The organism is Streptomyces sp. NPDC000941 (assembly GCF_053599555.1).
Genome location: NZ_JBSFMM010000059.1, coordinates 19,755 through 36,943 on the forward strand (window position 1 = coordinate 19,755; position 17,189 = coordinate 36,943).

The 17,189-nt window shown below is 70.3% G+C and carries 20 protein-coding genes; 9 read left to right on the forward strand and 11 right to left on the reverse strand.

All coding sequences use genetic code 11. From position 1 onward, the window contains the following. Nucleotides 1-19: 19 nt before the first annotated feature. From ACWDSL_RS20530 to hisI, 3 genes are all read right to left on the reverse strand, one after another. On the reverse strand, nucleotides 20-712 hold the full coding sequence (locus ACWDSL_RS20530) for a TIGR02234 family membrane protein (RefSeq protein ID WP_450487317.1): 693 nt from the start codon (nucleotides 710-712) through the stop codon (nucleotides 20-22). A gap of 79 nt (nucleotides 713-791) precedes the next feature. Further along, complete coding sequence (locus ACWDSL_RS20535) at nucleotides 792-2,306, reverse strand: anthranilate synthase component I (protein ID WP_450487319.1); 1,515 nt, start codon at nucleotides 2,304-2,306, stop codon at nucleotides 792-794. 11 nt (nucleotides 2,307-2,317) lie between these two features. After that, on the reverse strand, nucleotides 2,318-2,683 hold the full coding sequence (gene hisI, locus ACWDSL_RS20540) for a phosphoribosyl-AMP cyclohydrolase (protein ID WP_385628309.1): 366 nt from the start codon (nucleotides 2,681-2,683) through the stop codon (nucleotides 2,318-2,320). 135 nt (nucleotides 2,684-2,818) lie between these two features. Here hisI and ACWDSL_RS20545 point away from each other — a divergent pair, with 135 nt between their 5' ends. Both ACWDSL_RS20545 and ACWDSL_RS20550 read left to right on the forward strand, forming a co-directional pair. Beyond that, nucleotides 2,819-3,841 carry a hypothetical protein gene (locus ACWDSL_RS20545; protein WP_450487321.1) on the forward strand — a complete coding sequence of 341 codons (1,023 nt, stop codon included), beginning with the start codon at nucleotides 2,819-2,821 and terminating at the stop codon, nucleotides 3,839-3,841. Nucleotides 3,842-3,958: 117 nt separating this feature from the next. Further along, entirely contained in the window at nucleotides 3,959-4,591 is a 633-nt protein-coding gene (locus ACWDSL_RS20550; protein ID WP_450487323.1) for a TIGR03085 family metal-binding protein, read from the forward strand. Between the two features lie 133 nt (nucleotides 4,592-4,724). Here ACWDSL_RS20550 and leuA read toward each other — a convergent pair whose 3' ends face one another. After that, complete coding sequence (leuA, locus tag ACWDSL_RS20555; RefSeq protein WP_450487325.1) at nucleotides 4,725-6,539, reverse strand: 2-isopropylmalate synthase; 1,815 nt, start codon at nucleotides 6,537-6,539, stop codon at nucleotides 4,725-4,727. A gap of 202 nt (nucleotides 6,540-6,741) precedes the next feature. Here leuA and ACWDSL_RS20560 point away from each other — a divergent pair, with 202 nt between their 5' ends. The 5 genes from ACWDSL_RS20560 (at nucleotide 6,742) to ACWDSL_RS20580 (ending at nucleotide 10,025) form a co-directional block, all read left to right on the forward strand. After that, entirely contained in the window at nucleotides 6,742-7,461 is a 720-nt protein-coding gene (locus ACWDSL_RS20560; RefSeq protein ID WP_450487327.1) for a FadR/GntR family transcriptional regulator, read from the forward strand. A gap of 167 nt (nucleotides 7,462-7,628) precedes the next feature. Next, nucleotides 7,629-7,811, forward strand: coding sequence for a hypothetical protein (locus tag ACWDSL_RS20565; protein ID WP_450487329.1), 183 nt, complete (start codon nucleotides 7,629-7,631; stop codon nucleotides 7,809-7,811). Between the two features lie 19 nt (nucleotides 7,812-7,830). Beyond that, the gene (locus ACWDSL_RS20570) at nucleotides 7,831-8,385 is read left to right on the forward strand and encodes a hypothetical protein (protein ID WP_450487331.1); all 555 of its coding nucleotides are present in this window, start codon (nucleotides 7,831-7,833) and stop codon (nucleotides 8,383-8,385) included. A gap of 562 nt (nucleotides 8,386-8,947) precedes the next feature. After that, entirely contained in the window at nucleotides 8,948-9,442 is a 495-nt protein-coding gene (locus tag ACWDSL_RS20575) for a hypothetical protein (RefSeq protein WP_450487333.1), read from the forward strand. 19 nt (nucleotides 9,443-9,461) lie between these two features. Beyond that, a complete protein-coding gene (locus ACWDSL_RS20580) occupies nucleotides 9,462-10,025 on the forward strand; it encodes a hypothetical protein (RefSeq protein WP_450487335.1) in 564 nt (187 codons plus the stop codon). Nucleotides 10,026-10,126: 101 nt separating this feature from the next. On the opposite strand, the gene ACWDSL_RS20585 is transcribed toward ACWDSL_RS20580, so the two are convergent. Then, the gene (locus tag ACWDSL_RS20585; RefSeq protein WP_450487337.1) at nucleotides 10,127-10,258 is read right to left on the reverse strand and encodes a hypothetical protein; all 132 of its coding nucleotides are present in this window, start codon (nucleotides 10,256-10,258) and stop codon (nucleotides 10,127-10,129) included. A gap of 223 nt (nucleotides 10,259-10,481) precedes the next feature. Next, nucleotides 10,482-10,823 (reverse strand): ArsR/SmtB family transcription factor, encoded by a 342-nt coding sequence (locus tag ACWDSL_RS20590; RefSeq protein ID WP_450487339.1) that lies wholly within the window; start codon nucleotides 10,821-10,823, stop codon nucleotides 10,482-10,484. 100 nt (nucleotides 10,824-10,923) lie between these two features. On the opposite strand from ACWDSL_RS20590, the gene ACWDSL_RS20595 reads away from it, so the two are divergent. Beyond that, nucleotides 10,924-11,664 (forward strand): SDR family oxidoreductase, encoded by a 741-nt coding sequence (locus ACWDSL_RS20595; protein WP_450487341.1) that lies wholly within the window; start codon nucleotides 10,924-10,926, stop codon nucleotides 11,662-11,664. Between the two features lie 76 nt (nucleotides 11,665-11,740). Here the strand turns inward: ACWDSL_RS20595 and ACWDSL_RS20600 are convergent, their stop codons facing one another. The 5 genes from ACWDSL_RS20600 to ACWDSL_RS20620 all read right to left on the reverse strand — a co-directional run bounded on the left by ACWDSL_RS20600 (nucleotide 11,741) and on the right by ACWDSL_RS20620 (nucleotide 16,255). Continuing rightward, the gene (locus tag ACWDSL_RS20600) at nucleotides 11,741-12,082 is read right to left on the reverse strand and encodes a nuclear transport factor 2 family protein (protein WP_089511400.1); all 342 of its coding nucleotides are present in this window, start codon (nucleotides 12,080-12,082) and stop codon (nucleotides 11,741-11,743) included. A gap of 70 nt (nucleotides 12,083-12,152) precedes the next feature. Continuing rightward, nucleotides 12,153-12,713: a hypothetical protein gene (locus tag ACWDSL_RS20605; RefSeq protein WP_450487343.1), complete on the reverse strand. Its 561-nt coding sequence runs from the start codon at nucleotides 12,711-12,713 to the stop codon at nucleotides 12,153-12,155. Nucleotides 12,714-12,897: 184 nt separating this feature from the next. After that, nucleotides 12,898-14,016 (reverse strand): NADH:flavin oxidoreductase, encoded by a 1,119-nt coding sequence (locus ACWDSL_RS20610; RefSeq protein WP_450487345.1) that lies wholly within the window; start codon nucleotides 14,014-14,016, stop codon nucleotides 12,898-12,900. A 41-nt stretch (nucleotides 14,017-14,057) separates the two neighbouring features. Continuing rightward, nucleotides 14,058-15,638 carry an MDR family MFS transporter gene (locus tag ACWDSL_RS20615; protein WP_450487347.1) on the reverse strand — a complete coding sequence of 527 codons (1,581 nt, stop codon included), beginning with the start codon at nucleotides 15,636-15,638 and terminating at the stop codon, nucleotides 14,058-14,060. A gap of 17 nt (nucleotides 15,639-15,655) precedes the next feature. Further along, nucleotides 15,656-16,255: an NADPH-dependent FMN reductase gene (locus ACWDSL_RS20620; protein WP_450487349.1), complete on the reverse strand. Its 600-nt coding sequence runs from the start codon at nucleotides 16,253-16,255 to the stop codon at nucleotides 15,656-15,658. A gap of 118 nt (nucleotides 16,256-16,373) precedes the next feature. Here ACWDSL_RS20620 and ACWDSL_RS20625 point away from each other — a divergent pair, with 118 nt between their 5' ends. Next, nucleotides 16,374-17,129, forward strand: a complete 756-nt coding sequence (locus ACWDSL_RS20625; RefSeq protein ID WP_450487351.1) for a TetR/AcrR family transcriptional regulator — start codon at nucleotides 16,374-16,376, stop codon at nucleotides 17,127-17,129. Nucleotides 17,130-17,189: the final 60 nt, after the last annotated feature.

The following is a 17,189-nucleotide window of genomic DNA, read 5'->3' on the forward strand; positions in this document are numbered from 1 at the left end:
AGCGGGGGGTCCTAACCGCTCAGGCCTCGCGGCCCGCCGACCGCTCCGTCGGATCCTCGCCCCGGTCAAGCGCCTTCCACAGCTCCTCGGGCCGCTCCGGATCCCCGGCGGCCGCCGCACCGCGCCGCGCCCGCGCCGCCGGGCCGCGGCTCCCCTTGCCGTCTCCCGCGCGCTCGTACCGGCCGGACATGGCGGGCCAGTGGCGGCCGTAGCCCAGCGCGAGCAACCCGGCGAGCAGCAGCAGGAGCCCGCCCACCATGGCGACCCACGGCCACGGGGTGTACGCGACGTCGTGGATGGCGCTGTCGGCCAGGCCGGTCGCCTGGGACGCCTTCTCCTCGAGCGCCGCCTTGTCGGACGCGCCGAGCAGCGCGCTGACCACGATGCCCGCCCCGCTGAGGGCCAGCAGTCCGGAGACGACCCAGCGCCCGACGCGCTTGACGGCGAACACCGCGACGAGCGCGGCGAGGCCGACGACCGCCAGCGCTCCGGGCAGCCCGGTGATGTCGTCACCGTTGGCATGCTGCGGCAGGGTGCCCTTGGCGACCGCCGCCGTGCCCTTGGCCCAGGTGCGGCTGGTGGCCAGCAGCACGAGCGCGGCGCCGAGCGCGCCGGACAGCAGGGCGACGCCGAGGCTGCGTCTACGGCCGCGCTCGGCTGAGGCGGTGGGCTCGTGATGGGCCCGGGGCTGGGGTACGGCTGCTGCACTCACGCGTACCACTATCCCCCACGGGTCGGACAGCCCCGCCGCGGGGATACGGTTTGCCTGATTCGACGCCGAAAACCCGGGTTCAGCCCCGCTCCAGCCGCCCCGCCGTATGCACGGCCCGCAGCACCGCCGCCGCCTTGTTCCGGCACTCCGCGTCCTCCGCCACCGGGTCGGAGTCGGCGACGATGCCCGCGCCGGCCTGGACGTACGCGGTCCCGTCCCGCAGCAGCGCCGTACGGATGGCGATCGCGGTGTCGGAGTCGCCGGCGAAATCGAGATATCCGACACAGCCCCCGTACAGGCCGCGGCGGCTGGGCTCGAGCTCCTCGATGATCTGCATGGCGCGCGGCTTGGGGGCGCCGGAGAGGGTGCCGGCGGGGAAGCAGGCGGTGAGCACGTCGAAGGCCGTACGGCCCTCGGCGAGCCGGCCGGTCACGGTGGAGACGATGTGCATGACATGGCTGTAGCGCTCGATCGACATGAAGTCGACGACCTCGACGCTGCCGGGCTCGCAGACCCGGCCGAGGTCGTTGCGGCCGAGGTCGACGAGCATCAGGTGCTCGGCACGCTCCTTGGGGTCGGCGATGAGTTCGTCGCCGAGGGCGGCGTCCTCCTGCGGGGTGGCGCCGCGGGGGCGCGTACCGGCGATCGGGTGCACCATCGCCCGGCCGTCCTCGACCTTGACCAGCGCCTCCGGGCTCGAGCCCACGACGTCGAACCCGTCGAAGCGGAAGAGGTACATATACGGGCTCGGGTTAGTGGCCCGCAGCACGCGGTAGACGTCCAGGGCGCTCGCCGCGCAGGGCGTCTCGAACCGCTGGGAGGGCACGACCTGGAAGGCCTCGCCCGCCCGGATGCGCTCCTTGATGTCCTCCACGGCCGCCATGAAGTCCGGCCCGCCCCATAGAGCGGTGTACTCGGGGAGCTCGGAGGCGGGAAGGGCGGTGGGGTCCGTGGGGACGGGGCGGGCCAGGTCGGCGGCCATCGCGTCGAGCCGCGCCACGGCGTCCGCGTACGCCTCGTCGACGCCCGTGGCGAGGTCGTTGTGGTTGATCGCGTTGGCGATCAGCAGGACCGTGCCGTCCCAGTGGTCGAGCACGGCGAGATCCGAGGTGAGCAGCATGGTCAGCTCGGGCAGCCGCAGATCGTCCCGGCCGCTCTCGCCGATCTTCTCCAGGCGGCGCACGATGTCGTAGCCGAGGTAGCCGACCATGCCGCCGGTGAACGGCGGCAGATGGACAAGACCGCCGAGGTCGCGGGGTGTGTGCAGGGTCTCGATGGTCGCGCGCAGCGCCTGCAGCGGATCGCCCTCGGTGGGGACGCCGACGGGCGGGGTGCCCAGCCAGTGCGCCTGGCCGTCACGCTCGGTGAGGGTGGCGGCGCTGCGTACGCCGATGAAGGAGTAGCGGGACCAGGACCGGCCGTTCTCGGCGGACTCCAGGAGGAAGGTGCCGGGGCGCTCGGCGGCGAGCTTGCGGTACAGGCCGACCGGGGTGTCGCCGTCCGCGAGCAGCCGCCGGGTGACGGGGATGACGCGGCGGTCGGCCGCCAGCTTGCGGAAGGTCTCGAGGTCCATCGTGTGCGCACCCTGGGTCATGGCTGGCGAGCCTACTGGCCGAGCGGCAGGACGTCGGAATCGAAGCAGGTGCGGTCGCCGGTGTGACAGGCCGCGCCGACCTGGTCGACCTTCACCAGGACGGTGTCGGCGTCGCAGTCGAGGGCCACGGACTTGACCAGTTGTATGTGGCCGGAGGTGTCGCCCTTGACCCAGTACTCCTGGCGGCTGCGGCTCCAGTAGGTGGCCCGGCCGGTGGTGAGGGTGCGGTGCAGCGCCTCGTCGTCCATCCAGCCGAGCATCAGCACCTCGCCGGTGTCGTACTGCTGGGCGATGGCGGGGACGAGGCCGTCGGCGTTGCGCTTGAGGCGGGCGGCGAGGGCCGGGTCGAGGGCGGAGGGGCGGTCGGAGCCGGTCATGCGACCATTCTGCACTCCCCACTCCGGGGACTGATTCCGCACTCCCCGAGACAGGGGGCAGGGATCGGGCCGAAGTCGGGTCCCACCGCGGAGCCCGATGGCTCGGTTGTCGGTGGGATGGGGCATGCTTCGGGCATGACGTTTCCGCCGTCGCCGAACGACTCCAACCGGTCTGGAAACGGCGGGGGGTTCGGGCCGCCGCCGGAGCAAGGTTTCGGGCCACCGCCCGAGCAGAGCCAGGGACAGGGCTTCGGGCCGCCTCCGGAGCAGGGTTTCGGGCCGCCCGCGCAGCCCGGCCTGCCCGCACCGCAGGGCCAGCTGCCGCCGTCCGGCGGCTTCGGACCGCCCGCCGGCGCACTGCCTCCCGGCGCCCCGGCTCCCGGTCCGCTGCCCTTCGGGTCGCTTCCGCCGGGCGCGCTCCCGCCCGGCGCCTTTGCCCCCGGCCCGCTGCCGCCCCCGCCGCCGCGCCCTGGTCCGGGCGGGGGCAGGACCGCGGCGATAGCCATTGCCGCGGTGGTGGCGGGCGCGCTGGTCATCGGCGGGATTCTCATCGGCACGCGCGACGACGGCGACAAGAGCGAGGCATCCGGCAAGGAGACGGCACCCGCGTCGGCCGACGCGAAGTCGTCGGACTCCCCCTCGGCCTCGGCTTCCCCGTCGGCCTCCGCCTCCCCGTCCGAGGGAGCGTCCGGCTCGGCGGACCCCGGAGAGGGCGCGCCGTTGGGCGGCGGCAGCGACGCCTCCGACGGCGGTACGTCCCCCTCGGCCTCCGAGTCGGGAGGCCCCGGCGACCTGGTGCCGTATGCGGTGCTCAAGCCCGGCGAGTGCTTCGACCACCCCGCGCTCGACAGCAGCGTGACGAAGATCGAGAAGCGGGGGTGCAGCAGTCCGCACGACGGTGAGGTGGTCGCCAACGAGACGCTGACCGGGGACTTCTCCACCGAGAAGGCCATTCAGGACAAGGCGCTCTCGCTGTGCGAGACGGATGCCAAGAAGCGACTGAAGTCCATACCGAACGACGGCCGGATGTATTACTACTACGCGCTCTATCCGGCGCTGGCCACCTACCGGATCCGGGGCGAGGACCAGGTCTCCTGCGCGCTGACGCTCAGCTCGGGCCCGGGTGGCAAGAAGCTGACCAAGCCGCTTCCGGGGTGACGGGACGCAAGACTGACGGGAAGCAAGAGGGGATCGCGGCCCAGGAGTGGTCGCGGCCCAACAGCGACGGCCCGGCGCCGGTGGCGGGGGCCGGACGGCGGCCGTAGGGTGGGCGGTATGTCCACTCACGCGAGGCGCGAACGGCTGCTGCTGGCCGACCTGTTGGAGACCGCCGGCTCCGATGCCCCGACGCTGTGCGAGGGCTGGACCACCCATGACCTGGCCGCCCATCTGGTGGTCCGCGAGCGCCGCGCGGACGCGGCCGCCGGTCTGCTGCTCAAGCCGCTGGCCGGGCGGTTGGACCGGGTCCAGGCGGAGTTCGCCGCGAAGCCGCACGAGGAGCTGATCCAGCTCTTCCGCGAGGGCCCGCCGCGGATGTCGCCGTTCGCCGTCAAGCAGGTGGATGAGGCGGCCAACACCGTCGAGTTCTACATCCACGCCGAGGACGTCCGCCGGGCCCAGCCGGACTGGCAGCCGCGCGAGATCGACCCGGTCTTCGCCGACGCGCTGTGGTCCCGGATCGAGCGGATCGCCAAGACGGTCGGCCGTAAGTCCCCGGTCGGCCTGGTGCTGCGCCGCCCGGACGGCCGTACGGTGGTGGCGCACCGCGGCACCCCGGTGGTCACGGTCACCGCGGAACCGAGCGAGCTGGCGGTGTTTCTGTTCGGCCGCCAGGACGCCGCCCGGGTCGAGTTGGAGGGCGACAAGGAGGCGGTGGCCAAGCTCCAGGCCGCCAAGCTCGGCATCTGAGCCGACGTCCTGACTCGGTGTCCCGACTCGGCGTCCTGACCCAGCGTCCTGACTCGGCGTCCTGACTCGGCGTCCAACCGAGCACCGGCGCACCGCCCCCTCACCGCATCAGTCCTTCACCTCACCCCAACCGTCACCACACCCGCGCCCGGTTCACGGCGGCCAGCACGGCGTGCACCGACGCGGTGAGCACGGAGGTGTCCTGACCGGCGCCCCACCGCGTGCTGTCACCGACGCGGCATTCGGCATAGGCCATGGCGGGGCTGCCGGGTCCGGCGGCGGTCGCGTGCTCGGCGTAGTGGAGGATGTCTACGGCGATCCCGGCACCGGCCAGGGCGTCGGCGAAGGCGGACAGCGGCCCGTTGCCCGTGCCCTCGTACACACGCTTGTCGTCGCCCGTGCGCAGCTCACAGACGAAGCGGTGCCGACCGGGGCCGGTCTCCTCGGTCGTCCATGACCCGAGGGTGACCGGGCCGTCGTCGTGACCGGGGACGAGATACGACGTACGGAACAGCTCCCACAGGTCCTCGGCCGCGGCCTCCCGGCCGCTGTTGTCGGTGGCGGCCTGCACGATGCGGGAGAAGTCGGCGCGCAGCCGCTTGGGCAGGTCCAGACCGTAGTGCGCCTGGAGCAGATGGGCGATACCGCCCTTGCCCGACTGGCTGTTGACGCGGATCACGGCCTCGTAGCTGCGTCCCACGTCGGCCGGGTCGATCGGCAGATACGGCACCGCCCACGGCGCCTGACCCTCCGGCACCCCGGACTCGGCGGCCCGCCGGGCGTGCTCGGCCAGCCCCTTGCTGATGGCGTCCTGGTGGGTGCCGGAGAAGGCCGTATGGACCAGCTCGCCGCCGTAGGGGTGGCGGGGGTGGACCGGCAGCCGGTTGCAGTGCTCGACGGTGTCGCGGATCGCGTCGATATCGGAGAAGTCGATCATCGGGTCCACGCCCTGGGCGTAGAGGTTCAGGGCGAGCGTGACCAGGTCCACATTGCCCGTCCGCTCGCCGTTGCCGAACAGACAGCCCTCGACCCGCTGGGCGCCCGCCAGCACGGCCAGCTCCGCGCAGGCGACCCCGGTGCCCCGGTCGTTGTGCGGATGCACGGAGAGGACGACGTCCGAGCGCCGCTCCAGGTGGCGGTGCATGTACTCGATCTGGTCGGCGTACACATTGGGGGTGGCGCACTCGACGGTGGCGGGCAGGTTGTGGATCACCGGCCGCTCGGGGCAGGCGTCCCACAACTCGGTGAGGCCGTTGCAGACCTCCAGTACGAAGTCGGGTTCGGTGAGGTTGAAAACCTCCGGGGAGAACTGGAACCGGATGTTCTCGGGGCGCGCCTCGGCGAGCCGGGCCAGCTGCCCGGCGGCGTCCCGGATCATCCCGTACACCTCGGCGCGGCCACGGCCGAGCACCACCTCGCGCCAGACGGGGGCGGTGGCGGTGTACAGATGCACCACCGAGCGGGGCAGGCCCTCGATGGCGGCGTACGTCCGCTCGATCAGATCGCGGCGGGCCGGGGTGAAGACCACCACGGTCACATCGGCGGGGACCGCGTCGCTCTCCGCGAGGTGGCGTACGAAGTCGAAGTCGGTCTGGCTCGCGGAGGGGTAGCCGACCTCGATCTCCTTGAAGCCCATCGCCACCAGGAGATCGAACATCCGGCGCTTGCGCGGGGTGTCCATCGGCTCGGCCAGGGCCTGGTTGCCGTCGCGCAGATCCACCGGCACCCACAGTGGCGCCCGTTCGATCCGGCGGCCCGGCCAGGTGCGGTCGCCGGTCAGCGGTACCGCGACCCTGTCGTACACGGACCGGTAGCGGTGGTGCGGCATGGCGCTGGGGCGCTGCGGGTTCCAGGAGGGGGCGTCGGCGGGGAGGGGCCCGTGCGGGGTGCGGAGTGCCGGGGGCGCGGGGGTGTTGTGCTGGATGGGCTCGTCGTACTGAACAGCCATGAGGCCGGGATGTCCTTCGCTCGATCGGGGTCGACCGGCAAGCACGGCACTCCGCGGCGGGGTGCCGGTCCGGTCAGGCCCCGCCGCGGCAGCCGAGAAGAAGGAGTCCGCGCAGCGACATGCGGGATAGGCTAGCCACATGTCAGGTCCTCAGACAAGCTGAGAACTTACTCGAGGACCTGCTCCTTGAAAGGTGAACCGGATGCCGCTGGCCGCCCTCCGCCCCACGCCGCTGATCGAACAGGCGGCCGCGCGGCTGCGCGAGGAGATCACCGGAGGCCATTGGCCGGTCGGCACCCGGCTCCCCGGCGAGACCACCCTGGCCAAGACCCTGGGCGTGGGCCGCTCCACCGTGCGCGAAGCGATCCGTGTCCTGGCGGGCGCGGGGCTGGTGCAGGCCCGCCAGGGCTCCGGCGTCTTCGTCATCGCCACCGAGCCCGCCGAGGGCTGGCCCGCCCGGCTCCGCCGCGCGGCCGTCACCGACGTCTTCGAGGTGCGCATGCTGGTCGAGGTCCAGGCCGCCCGCTTGGCCGCGCTGCGCCGCACCGACGCCGACCTCACCACCCTGAACGCGGCGCTGGACGCCCGGAGCGCCGCCGCCGCGGGCGACGACGCCGCGTTCGTGGACGCGGACATCGCACTGCACGCGGCGGTGGTCGGCGCCGCGCACAACCCCGTACTCATCGATCTGTTCGCCGAGTTCGTCCCTCGGCTGCGGCAGGCCCTGATCGACCTGGTGGACCTGCTCGCCCTGCGCACCGGGGCCACCGGGACACCGAACCCGGGCGACGAGGCCCACTCCGCCCTGGTCAAGGCCGTCGAGCGGGGCGACGCGGATACGGCGGGCCGCGTGCTCCAGGCCGAGCTGGAACAGACCCTGACCCGGCTGCGCGACGGCGACGGCAACGGCGACCTCGACTGAGCGATACCGCGCTGACGAATCGAGGCTGACTTTGCCCTGCCGCAGCCGGAGTGATGTCATCCGATTCGACTAGCATGCGTTTTATTCGCGATGTGGTGCGGCGGGCCAGATGAGGGACGGCCGCAGCGCCGGGCGCGCTGATGTCCTCTTCGGGAGGTAACGGGGAAATGTCGTTCGACAGCGAGTGGTCTCAGCTCGAGGCCGACGCGACCGGGCAGCAGAGCGCCCATACGCGACTCAACCAGCTTGCCGCGGCCGGCGGCGGGGGCGAGGAGCTGATCGCGGCCTCGTTGCGACACCGGGACGGCTCGGCCGTCAGCGTTTCCGAGATATCCAAGATGGTGAAGTAGCGGAAACGGGGGAATGACGATGGGGACCCTCACTTACACGGATCTCGTCGGGGTCGGTCTGGGAAAGCTCAGTACCGCGGTCACGGACTGGAAGTCCGTTGTCGATGGTTTGAAGAAGCTGGAGAGCGATGCGCGTTCGGGCCTGCTGAAGAAGTCGGAGGGTGCGCGGTGGGCTGGGCTCAACGCGACTGTCACGCATGAATTCGTCCGCAAGACCGCGAAAGAGTTCGAGGACCTGCACAAGGAGGCCAGCAGCATCTACGCCATCCTGGACGACGCGTATGACCAGCTGACCAGGATTCAGTCCAAAGTCAAGTGGCTCGTCGCAAGGGCGCAGGAAGACGGATTCACGGTCTCCGACGACTCCGACGGCACCGTGAGTTTCCATGAGTCCGGGGAGGGCGGGTCGCGGTGGTCACTGGACTCCACGCAGTCGTACACCGAAGCCGTCAATCAAGAAATTCGCCGGGCCGCCACGACCGACCTTCTGGCCCAGCGCGCACTGGCCAAGATCCACGGCGGAGACCCGTCCGACGCGGGCCACGCCCAGTACCACTCTCTGCTGGACGTATAACAGGGGAGTCGTGACGGTGGAGCCCGGTGGCCATGGGAAGCCCAAGGTGTCGGCCCGCTCAACCGGCTCTTCGGAGGCCGGCCCGCCGGGATTCTCCGTGGCCGGCGCCTGGTTGACCGCGACGAACGGCCGCAGGCGCCGCTCGTAGTCGTCGAACGCCGCGCCGTGACCGCCGTCCGCCCCTCGATGTCGCGGTGGTCGATCCGCTGCTCCTGGGGCCCGGCCGCCGCCCAGCCGAAGGTGATCCTCGAATCGGAATTTGTCGCGTACGGGTAGGAAAAAGGGACCTTCGCAGTCTCCGAGCCCATGGAACCCGGCGCAGCCGCGGCATCACGCGACAGCCCATCCCGCACCGGCCAAGAACATTACGGGCGAACCGCCGGATCGATCAGCAATCGAACCCCGCTGACGAATCGAGGCTGACTTTGCCCGGCCGCAGCCGGAGTGATGTAATCCAATTCAGCTAGCATGCGTTTCAATTCGCGATGTGGTGCGGCGAGCCAGGGGAGCGACGGCCGCGGCACCGGACGCGCTGATGTTCTTTTCGGGAGGTAACGGGGAAATGTCGTTCGACAGCGAGTGGTCTCAGCTCAAGGCGGACGCGGCCGGGCAGCAGAGCGCCCATACGCGACTCAACCAACTTGCCGCGGCCGGCGGTGGCGGCGGGGGCAAGGACGGCGGCAAGGCCTCCGATCTCATCGTTCATCAGGACGACTTGGGCGCCGTGGGACACGAGGCCTTCGTCCTGCACGGGCAGCTGCAGAAGGCGGCCGACATCGCCGGGGCCGGGGCGTACGAGGACGGCGTGGGGTCGTCCATGCAGGCGGCCAAGTCGATGAGCGACCGCAACTTCACCATGGGCGACGAGCTGAGCACGACGGTGTCCGTCTGGACTTCCCAGGTGAACACCATGCTGCAGATGTGCGCCCATATCTCCAATCACCTGGACTACTCGAAGAAGAGTCACGCGAAAGACGACGAGCTGATCGCGGCCTCGCTTCGACACCGGGACGGCTCGGCCGTCAGCGTTTCCGAGATATCCAAGATAGTGAAGTAGCGGAAACGGGGGAATGACGATGGGGACTCTCACTTACACGGATCTCGTCGAGGTCGATCTGTCAAATCTCATGCTCGCAGCCGACGACTGGAAGTCCGTTGTCGATGGTCTGAAGAAGCTGGAGAGCGATGCGCGTTCGGGCCTGCTGAAGAAGTCGGAGGGTGCGCGGTGGGCTGGGCTCAACGCGACCGTCACGCATGAATTCGTCCGCAAGACCGTGAAAGAGTTCGAGGACCTGTACAAGGAAGCCAGCAGCATCTATGCCATCCTGAACGACGCGTATGACCAGCTGACTGAGATGCAGGACATAGTCAAGAAGGTCGTCGTAACGGCGGAGGCCTATGGGTACAAGTTCTCCGACAACTCCGACGGCACCGTGCGTTTCGATCCTCCTGAGGGTGACGATTCGCGGTTGGCACGGGACATGGCGAAGTCGTACACCAATACCATCAAAGAAAAAATTAGCCGGGCCGTCACGACCGACCGTCTGGTCAAGCGCGCACTGGCCAAGGTCCACGGCGGAGACCCGTCCGACGCGGGCCACGCCCAGTACCAGGGTGTGCGGGAGATTAGATGGGGGTGACGGTGGAGCCCGGTGGCCATGGGGTGGTCGGGGCGCACGACCCGGCGCCCTCCCACCCCGCGCCTACGCGACGGCCGCCTCCTGATGACCGATTGGCCTGGTTATAGCGAGATCGCGTTCTTGGCCCGCTCGACCGAGGCCTCGGAGGCCGGCCCGCCCGGATTCTCCGTGGCCAGCGCCCGATTGAGCCCGACGAACAGCCGCAGGCGCCGCTCATAGTCGTCGAACGCCACGCCACGATCACCGCCTCCCCCGCTACCCGACGTTCACCCGCCTCACCGCCTCCCTCCCAGACGGCTACGACCTCCGCCTCGACGAACGCTTCGAGTTCGGCCTGGGTCACTGCTCGACGGGATCGCGGTCATCATCGAGGGCCGTCAGGCGTCGTACCGGATACCGCTCAGCGGCTCAGGGCCGCGCTCTGAGCGGTAGGGACAATGAACCTGACGGGGTGTATCACCGCGCGCCGATACGTTCCGGGGCGGTGGCGAGCACCGCGTCGAGGAGGCCGGGGAAGCAGGCGTCGAGCTCATCGCGGCGCACGCTGAGCATGCGCCGGGCCCCGTCCACTCGGACTTTGAGCACACCGGCTTCGCGCAGCACACGTTGGTGATGGGAGAAGGTCGACCGACTGATGGCGAGCCCCGCCGCCTGCTGCAATTCCGCGCACGGCGATTCGCCTATCGCGGCCAACATGCGCACGGCGCACAGTCGCGCGGGGTCGGCCAGTGCCGCCAGGACCGTGGCCAATCGCAGGTCGGCAGGGCTCGGGTGGGGTGTCTCGATCGGCGTGCTCACCCTGGCGAGCGTAGCGGAGGCTTGCCGCCATGTCGATGATCATCGTAGTGTTCGATGAGTATCGACGTGATTGGGTGTCGTCCTGCGGAGGCGGTTGCGCATGAGCATGGGCGTGGAAAAAGTGGTCCTGGTCACCGGCGGGTCGCGCGGCATCGGGGCGGCCATCGCACGGCGCCTGGCCTGCGACGGCATGCGGGTGGCGCTCACCTACTCAGCTTCGCCGGACCGCGCGGATCAGGTCGTGCGGGAGATCGAACATGCCGGCGGGCGCGCACTGAGTCTGCAGGCCGATGCTGCCGACCCTGAGGCTGTCACTGCAGCGGTCGAACGGACAGCCGCCGCTTTCGGGCGCCTGGACGTCCTGGTCAGCAACGCCGGTGTGGCCGCTGTCGGCCGCGTGGAGGAACTCGCACCCGAACAGATCGATCGGATGATTGATGTGAATGTGCGCGGCGTCCTCCACGTCATCCGGGCCGCGCTTCCCCATCTCGGCGACGGCGGACGGATCATCACCATCGGCAGCGTGAACGCCGAGCGCGTTCCCTTCGCCGGGGGCGCCGCCTACGCCATGACCAAGGCGGCCATAGCCGGACTGGTGCGCGGCCTGGCCAGGGACCTGGGCCCGCGTGGCATCAACGTGAACAACATCCAACCCGGCCCGACCGCCAACGACCGCATGTCGGCCGACAGCCCGGCCGCGGATGCCATGCTCCAGTGGCTCGCGCTCTCCCGCATAGCGACCCCGGAGGAGATCGCCGGACTGGTCTCCTACCTGGCCGGCCCGGAGGCCGGCTACATCACGGGGGCCAGCCTTACCATCGACGGCGGCTTCACCGCCTGACACGGGTCGGGCCCGGTCAGGACCTCCGGCTGTCCAGCCCCACCCCCGTCGACGCGTGACCGTGGAGTTCGGACGCTCATGTCTCCCGGACCCGGCCGCCGAAGAAGACCTGGGTCTCGGTGAGCCTTCCGTCCCGTACGGTGATCAGCTCGACGTTGCGATAGCGTCCGCCGGCCTTCAGTTCGTACTCGTAGAGGAGGAAGACGTCGTCGCCCCCGGCGGGGACCGCTTCCAGGACCTTCTGGTACCGGAGGCGGTCGACCGTGGGGAAGCAGCGTTCGAAGAACGCGGCCTTGTCGATGTGGTCGTCCTGCGGGCTCGTGAAGACGAAATCCTCGGCGATCAGCCGGTCCGCGGTGTCACGGTCCTGTGCGAGGTAGCTCTCCATGCATGCGCGGACGACGTCGACGTTCGCCATGGCTGCCCTTCCTTCCGGTCCGGGTCTTTCTCCTGGCCCCAGAAGGGCAGACCGATCCCGCCGCCGGAACTCATCGGCGATCGCCGTCGGCATGCGTCCAGCCGCGTGTGCGGCGCCGGTAGTAGTGCACGGTGACGACACCCAGCAGCGGCCCCCACGCCACCATCGGCACGTAGCAGGCGTTCATCAGCCACTCCCCCCACTGCGTGACCTCCATGTCGGCGTGCAGCGTCGTCCAGGCGAAGAGCGCGCCGTAGACCGTGCAGGCGACCGCGCCCAGCGCCGCGGGCACGACCGCGGCGTACACGGGGATGCGGTGGCCTCTCAGGCGGGGGATCCAGCGCGGCCACACCTCGCCCCACGGCCGTACCAGCCCCAGTGTCAGGAAGGCCAGCGCCTCCTGCACCGCTGACAGCAACGGCAGGACGAGATATCCCCATCCGGGTATGAGCATCGAGTCGTACTCGGACTCGGCGAGCCCCAACGGAACACCGAGCACCACGGCGAACCGCCACAGCGCGGAAGGCAAGGATGTCCATAAGGTCGCGGCCGCCGCGCGTCTGGCCCACGGGGGGACGGGGGCGGCGGTCGCGAGGGGCGAGAGGGCGGGTGGCGGCGCGCTGGTGGGCATGAGGGGGCTCCTGTACGAGCTGGCTTGGACATCCCGGAGTTCGAGATCCCGGAGTTCGACATCCCGGAGGTTGTCACGCGCCATCGGGGGCCACATCCGTCCTCAAGGCGGGAGGGCATCCGCCTTGAGGCGCATACGAGACAAGGGGAGTCAGACCTTGGTCTGCATGGCAGCTCAGCTCAACTCAGTTCAGGGCGGCGAGCAGGCCCACGTGGAACGGGCTGAGGTCCGCTGTGCGGTCGGTCAGGACCTTGGTGAGCCAGTCGGGGTCGCCGAGCAGCGCGCGGCCGACCGCCGCGAGGTCGAACTCGTCGCGCTCCATCCGGTCGAGCAGTTCTCCGATGCCCGTGACCTCGCCCTGCCGGCCCTGGATCACATCGGTGAACTCGTTGTCGAGGCCGATCGCACCGACCGAGATCGCGGGCTTGCCCGTGAGCTTCTTCGCCCAGCCTGCGAGGTTGAGCTCGGACCCTTCGAACTCGGGCTGGTGGAAGCGGCGGGTGGAGCAGTGGAAGGCGTCGACTCCGGCGTCCGCCAGCGGGGCGAGCAGGGCTTCGAGTTCCTGCGGCGAGCGGGCGAGCCTGGCGTCGTAGGCGCCCATCTTCCACTGTGAGAACCGGAAGGTGATCGGGAAGTCCGGGGAGACCGCCCCGCGGACCGCGGCGACGACATCGGCGGCGAAGCGGGAGCGGGCGGCGAGGTTGCCGCCGTAGGCGTCGGTGCGCCGGTTGGTCCGCTCCCAGAGGAACTGGTCGATGAGATAGCCGTGGCCCGCATGGACCTCGACGCCGTCGAACCCGATCCGCTGGGCAGCCAAGGCAGCCGTGGCATAGGCCGCGACGACATCGTCGATGTCCGTCTGGGTCATCGCCCGGCCGGACTCCGTACCGTCGACAGCGATCCCGGAGGGGCCCATGGGCGGGGCGGCGGGCACGGGCGGGGTGCCGGGCTTGCGGTCCATGCCCACATGCCACAACTGCGACATGATCTTCCCGCCGGCGCCGTGCACCGCGCCCGTCACCCCGGCCCAGCCCGCCAGGGCCTGTTCTCCGTGGATACGGGGGACGCGGTCACTGCTGCCCGCCGATTCATGACCGATGTACGTCCCCTCAGTGATGATCAGGCCGACCCCGCCCGCGGCCCGCCGGGCGTAGTACGCCGCCACGTCCTCGCCCGGTACGCCGCCGGGCGAGAACTCACGGGTCATCGGCGCCATCACGATCCGGTTAGGAAGGGTGAGGCCACCCAGGGCGAAGGGGCGCAGAAGGATGTCCTTGGCGCGCGTGGCGGAGGTGCTGGGCATGGTGGTGGTCTGCTTTCTCTGTCGGGGTACGTGACAAGGCTTCAGTCCGTGGCCGTGGCCGGGATTCGCGCCCGGTCCGTCTCTTCGGCCGGATCGGACGGCTCGGCGGCCGCCTTCCCCCGGACGAACCAGGCGAGGGCGAAGGCGGCCGCGGCGAGGACGGCCGTGCCGATGAGGACGCCGTGCAGTCCGCCGATGAACGCCTCCTGGACGGCGTGGCGCATCTGGGCGGGCATCCTGTCGACCGAGGACGGGGTCACCTCGCCCGTGGAGGTGAGCTGTTCGGCGGTGCGGTGGCCGAGCCGGTCGGCCAGTTCGGCCGTCATCCGGCCGATGTGTACGGCGCCGAGGGCGGCGACGCCGAGTGAGCCGCCGATCGTACGCAGCAGGGTGACGGTGCCGGTGGCGGCGCCCATGTCGCGCGGCGGGGCGGTGCTCATCGTGGTGAGCAGCGTGCTCTGCATCAGCATGCCGACGCCGGCGCCGAACACCAGGGGGAGCGCCGAGGCGGCGAACACCGGGGTGCCGGTGTCGAGCAGGAGCAGCAGGAACACGCCGGTGACGGTGAGGGCGGCGCCGGTGATCGGCACCACGCGTTCCAGACCGCCCCGGTCCATCAGCCGGCCGGTGATGAGCTGCGCCGCCAGCATGCCCATCATCAGGGGCAGGCCCTGCATGCCGCTGACGGTGGAGGAGGAGCCCTGCACGAACTGCATGTACTGGGGCAGGTAGCTCGCCACCGAGATCAGCGCGGCGCCGACCAGGAAGCTGAGGGCCTGGGCGAGGGTGAAGTCGCGGCTGCGGAACAGCCGCAGCGGGATGACGGGCTCCGTCGCGCGCCGTTCCACCCGGATGAAGGCGGCGAGGGCCACGGCGGCCACCGCGCCGAGCAGCACGATCTGCGGTGAGGTCCAGTCGTAGCGGGTGCCGCCCCAGCCGGCCAGCAGGGTGAGGGACAGGATGGCGGCGGTCAGCAGGGCCGTACCGGGGTAGTCGATCCGTCCGCCGACGCGCGCTTGTGGCAGGCGTACGCCCTTGCCGACGGCGAGCAGCGCGGCGATACCGAAGGGCACGTTGACGTAGAAGACCCAGCGCCAGTCCAGGACGTCGGTGATGAATCCGCCGAGCAGCGGCCCGCCGACGAAGGCGACGGGCAGCATCACGCCGATCATCGACTGGACGCGGCCGCGGTCCTGAGCGGGGATCAGTACGCCGATGATGGACATCGCACCGACCATGAGACCGCCGGCCCCGAGGCCCTGGGCGGCGCGGAAGGCGATGAGCTGTCCCATGTTCTGCGCGAGGCCGCACAGCACGGTGCCGATCAGGAAGAGCACCACGGACCAGAGGTAGGCGCCTTTGCGGCCGTAGAGGTCGCCGAATTTGCCCCAGATCGGGGTGGTCGCGGCCAAGGTGAGCAGGTAGGACGTGACGGCCCAGGAGAAGTGGTCGAGGCCGCCCAGGTCGCCGACGATGGTCGGCAGTGCGACGCCGACGATCTGTCCGTCGAGCGTCGCCAGGAAGATGCCGAGCATCAGACCGAAGATGCCCAGGTAGGGAGAGTTCCGCCGGACGGGAGGGGGCGTGTCCCCCGGGTCGCCGGTCATGGCGTCGCCGGTCATGGCCGCGCTCCCCCGCCTCAGCCGGTGTACGGTCGGGCGGCGCGGGCGTCCCGCAGTGCGAGCCCCCACCACGTCAGCTGGTCGAGCAGGGACTTGGCCGCGGCGTCGCACTCCGGGTCCAGGGGCTTGCCGTCCGCGTCGAACTTGTCGCCGTAGTTGTGGAAGCTGACCGTGTTGCGGATGGTCACCGCGTGCAGTTCGGCCAGGACGCCCCGCAGATGTTCGACCGCGCGCAGGCCGCCGGAGATACCGCCGTAGGAGACGAAGGCGACCGGCTTGGCGTGCCACTGCGGGTTGTGCCAGTCGATCGCGTTCTTCAGGGCCGCCGGGTAGCTGTGGTTGTACTCCGGCGTGACGATGACGAACGCGTCGGCCGCCGCCAGCCGCGGGGCGACGGCGCCGAGCAGCGCCATGCCCTCCTCCGACGGCTGCTGCCCGAACGCCGGCATGACGGTCGGGACCGGGGTCTCGACCAGGTCGACAAGGTCGGCCTCCAGGTCCTCGCGCTGCGCGATGTGGCCGACCGTCCACTCGGCCACCACGGGTCCGAAGCGGCCGTCCCGGGTGCTGCCGACGAGGACCGCCACCCGCAGGGGGCCGTCGTTGAGGTCGTTCATGGAGAACTCCGTTCGATGTGTACAACGTATCCGTCGCGATACAACGTACACATCGGTGTGTACGTTGTCCACATGCGGATACTCTGTACACTGGGCGGCCCTGAAAGGAGCTCACCCCATGCCTCCTCGGAAAAAGCGGGAGCCGCAGGCGAAGCCGGAGCGGCCCGAGCGGCCGGAGCCCGCCTTCCTGTGGGAGCGGCTGGACCGCCCGGCCCCCGCCCCGCGCTCCACGCTCACCCCCCGGCGCATCGCCCAGGCCGCCGTGGCGATCGCCGACACGGAAGGCCTCGACGCCGTCACCATGCGCCGCCTCGCGACCGATCTGGGGGTCGCGCCGATGGCGGCATACCGCTATGTATCCGGCAAGGGCGAGCTCCTGGAGCTGATGGTCGACCATGTGTACGGCGAGATGTCGCCACCGGAGGGCGCCAAGGACTGGCGGCAGGCCATGCGTACGCTCTCCCGGCGCACCAGATCCGTGCTCCTCCAGCACCCCTGGGTGGCCCGCGCGGCGGTGTTCACGCTGACCCCGAACCAAGTGGCCGTGGCCGAAAGCGCCCTGGCCTCGCTCGACGAGCTCGATCTGGACGTCGACACGATGATGGCGGTCTGCCGCGCAGTGGACTCCTACGTGAAAGGCGCCGTGGACCGGGAGATCGGCCTCTCGGAGCTGATGCAGGAGCAGGGGTGGGCCAGCCCCGACGAGACGCGCATCGCCCTCGCCCCGCGCATGAACTGGCTCATGAACACCGGCCGCTACCCGACCTACCAGCGCTATATCAACGAGGCGACCCGTAAGGACGACGCTCAGTGGCAGTTCGAGACGGGGCTCGACGCCGTCCTCGACGGGATCGCCGCCCGGCTGGGCATCTGAGCGGTCACCACGTACGAGCGGAGTGGCCGAAACACAACGCCCGCATACGCACCGTCGATA

Coding starts and splice junctions, on each gene's coding strand:
- ACWDSL_RS20550 (WP_450487323.1), top strand. CDS start 3,959: ATGTCCACTCACGCGAGGCGCGAACGGCTGCTGCTGGCCGACCTGTTG.
- ACWDSL_RS20560 (WP_450487327.1), top strand. CDS start 6,742: ATGCCGCTGGCCGCCCTCCGCCCCACGCCGCTGATCGAACAGGCGGCC.
- ACWDSL_RS20615 (WP_450487347.1), bottom strand. CDS start 15,638: ATGACCGGCGACGCCATGACCGGCGACCCGGGGGACACGCCCCCTCCC.
- ACWDSL_RS20625 (WP_450487351.1), top strand. CDS start 16,374: ATGCCTCCTCGGAAAAAGCGGGAGCCGCAGGCGAAGCCGGAGCGGCCC.
- ACWDSL_RS20565 (WP_450487329.1), top strand. CDS start 7,629: ATGTCGTTCGACAGCGAGTGGTCTCAGCTCGAGGCCGACGCGACCGGG.
- ACWDSL_RS20605 (WP_450487343.1), bottom strand. CDS start 12,713: ATGCCCACCAGCGCGCCGCCACCCGCCCTCTCGCCCCTCGCGACCGCC.
- leuA (WP_450487325.1), bottom strand. CDS start 6,539: ATGGCTGTTCAGTACGACGAGCCCATCCAGCACAACACCCCCGCGCCC.
- ACWDSL_RS20620 (WP_450487349.1), bottom strand. CDS start 16,255: ATGAACGACCTCAACGACGGCCCCCTGCGGGTGGCGGTCCTCGTCGGC.
- ACWDSL_RS20545 (WP_450487321.1), top strand. CDS start 2,819: ATGACGTTTCCGCCGTCGCCGAACGACTCCAACCGGTCTGGAAACGGC.
- ACWDSL_RS20570 (WP_450487331.1), top strand. CDS start 7,831: ATGGGGACCCTCACTTACACGGATCTCGTCGGGGTCGGTCTGGGAAAG.
- ACWDSL_RS20595 (WP_450487341.1), top strand. CDS start 10,924: ATGAGCATGGGCGTGGAAAAAGTGGTCCTGGTCACCGGCGGGTCGCGC.
- ACWDSL_RS20535 (WP_450487319.1), bottom strand. CDS start 2,306: ATGACCCAGGGTGCGCACACGATGGACCTCGAGACCTTCCGCAAGCTG.
- ACWDSL_RS20600 (WP_089511400.1), bottom strand. CDS start 12,082: ATGGCGAACGTCGACGTCGTCCGCGCATGCATGGAGAGCTACCTCGCA.
- ACWDSL_RS20575 (WP_450487333.1), top strand. CDS start 8,948: ATGTCGTTCGACAGCGAGTGGTCTCAGCTCAAGGCGGACGCGGCCGGG.
- ACWDSL_RS20610 (WP_450487345.1), bottom strand. CDS start 14,016: ATGCCCAGCACCTCCGCCACGCGCGCCAAGGACATCCTTCTGCGCCCC.
- ACWDSL_RS20580 (WP_450487335.1), top strand. CDS start 9,462: ATGGGGACTCTCACTTACACGGATCTCGTCGAGGTCGATCTGTCAAAT.
- hisI (WP_385628309.1), bottom strand. CDS start 2,683: ATGACCGGCTCCGACCGCCCCTCCGCCCTCGACCCGGCCCTCGCCGCC.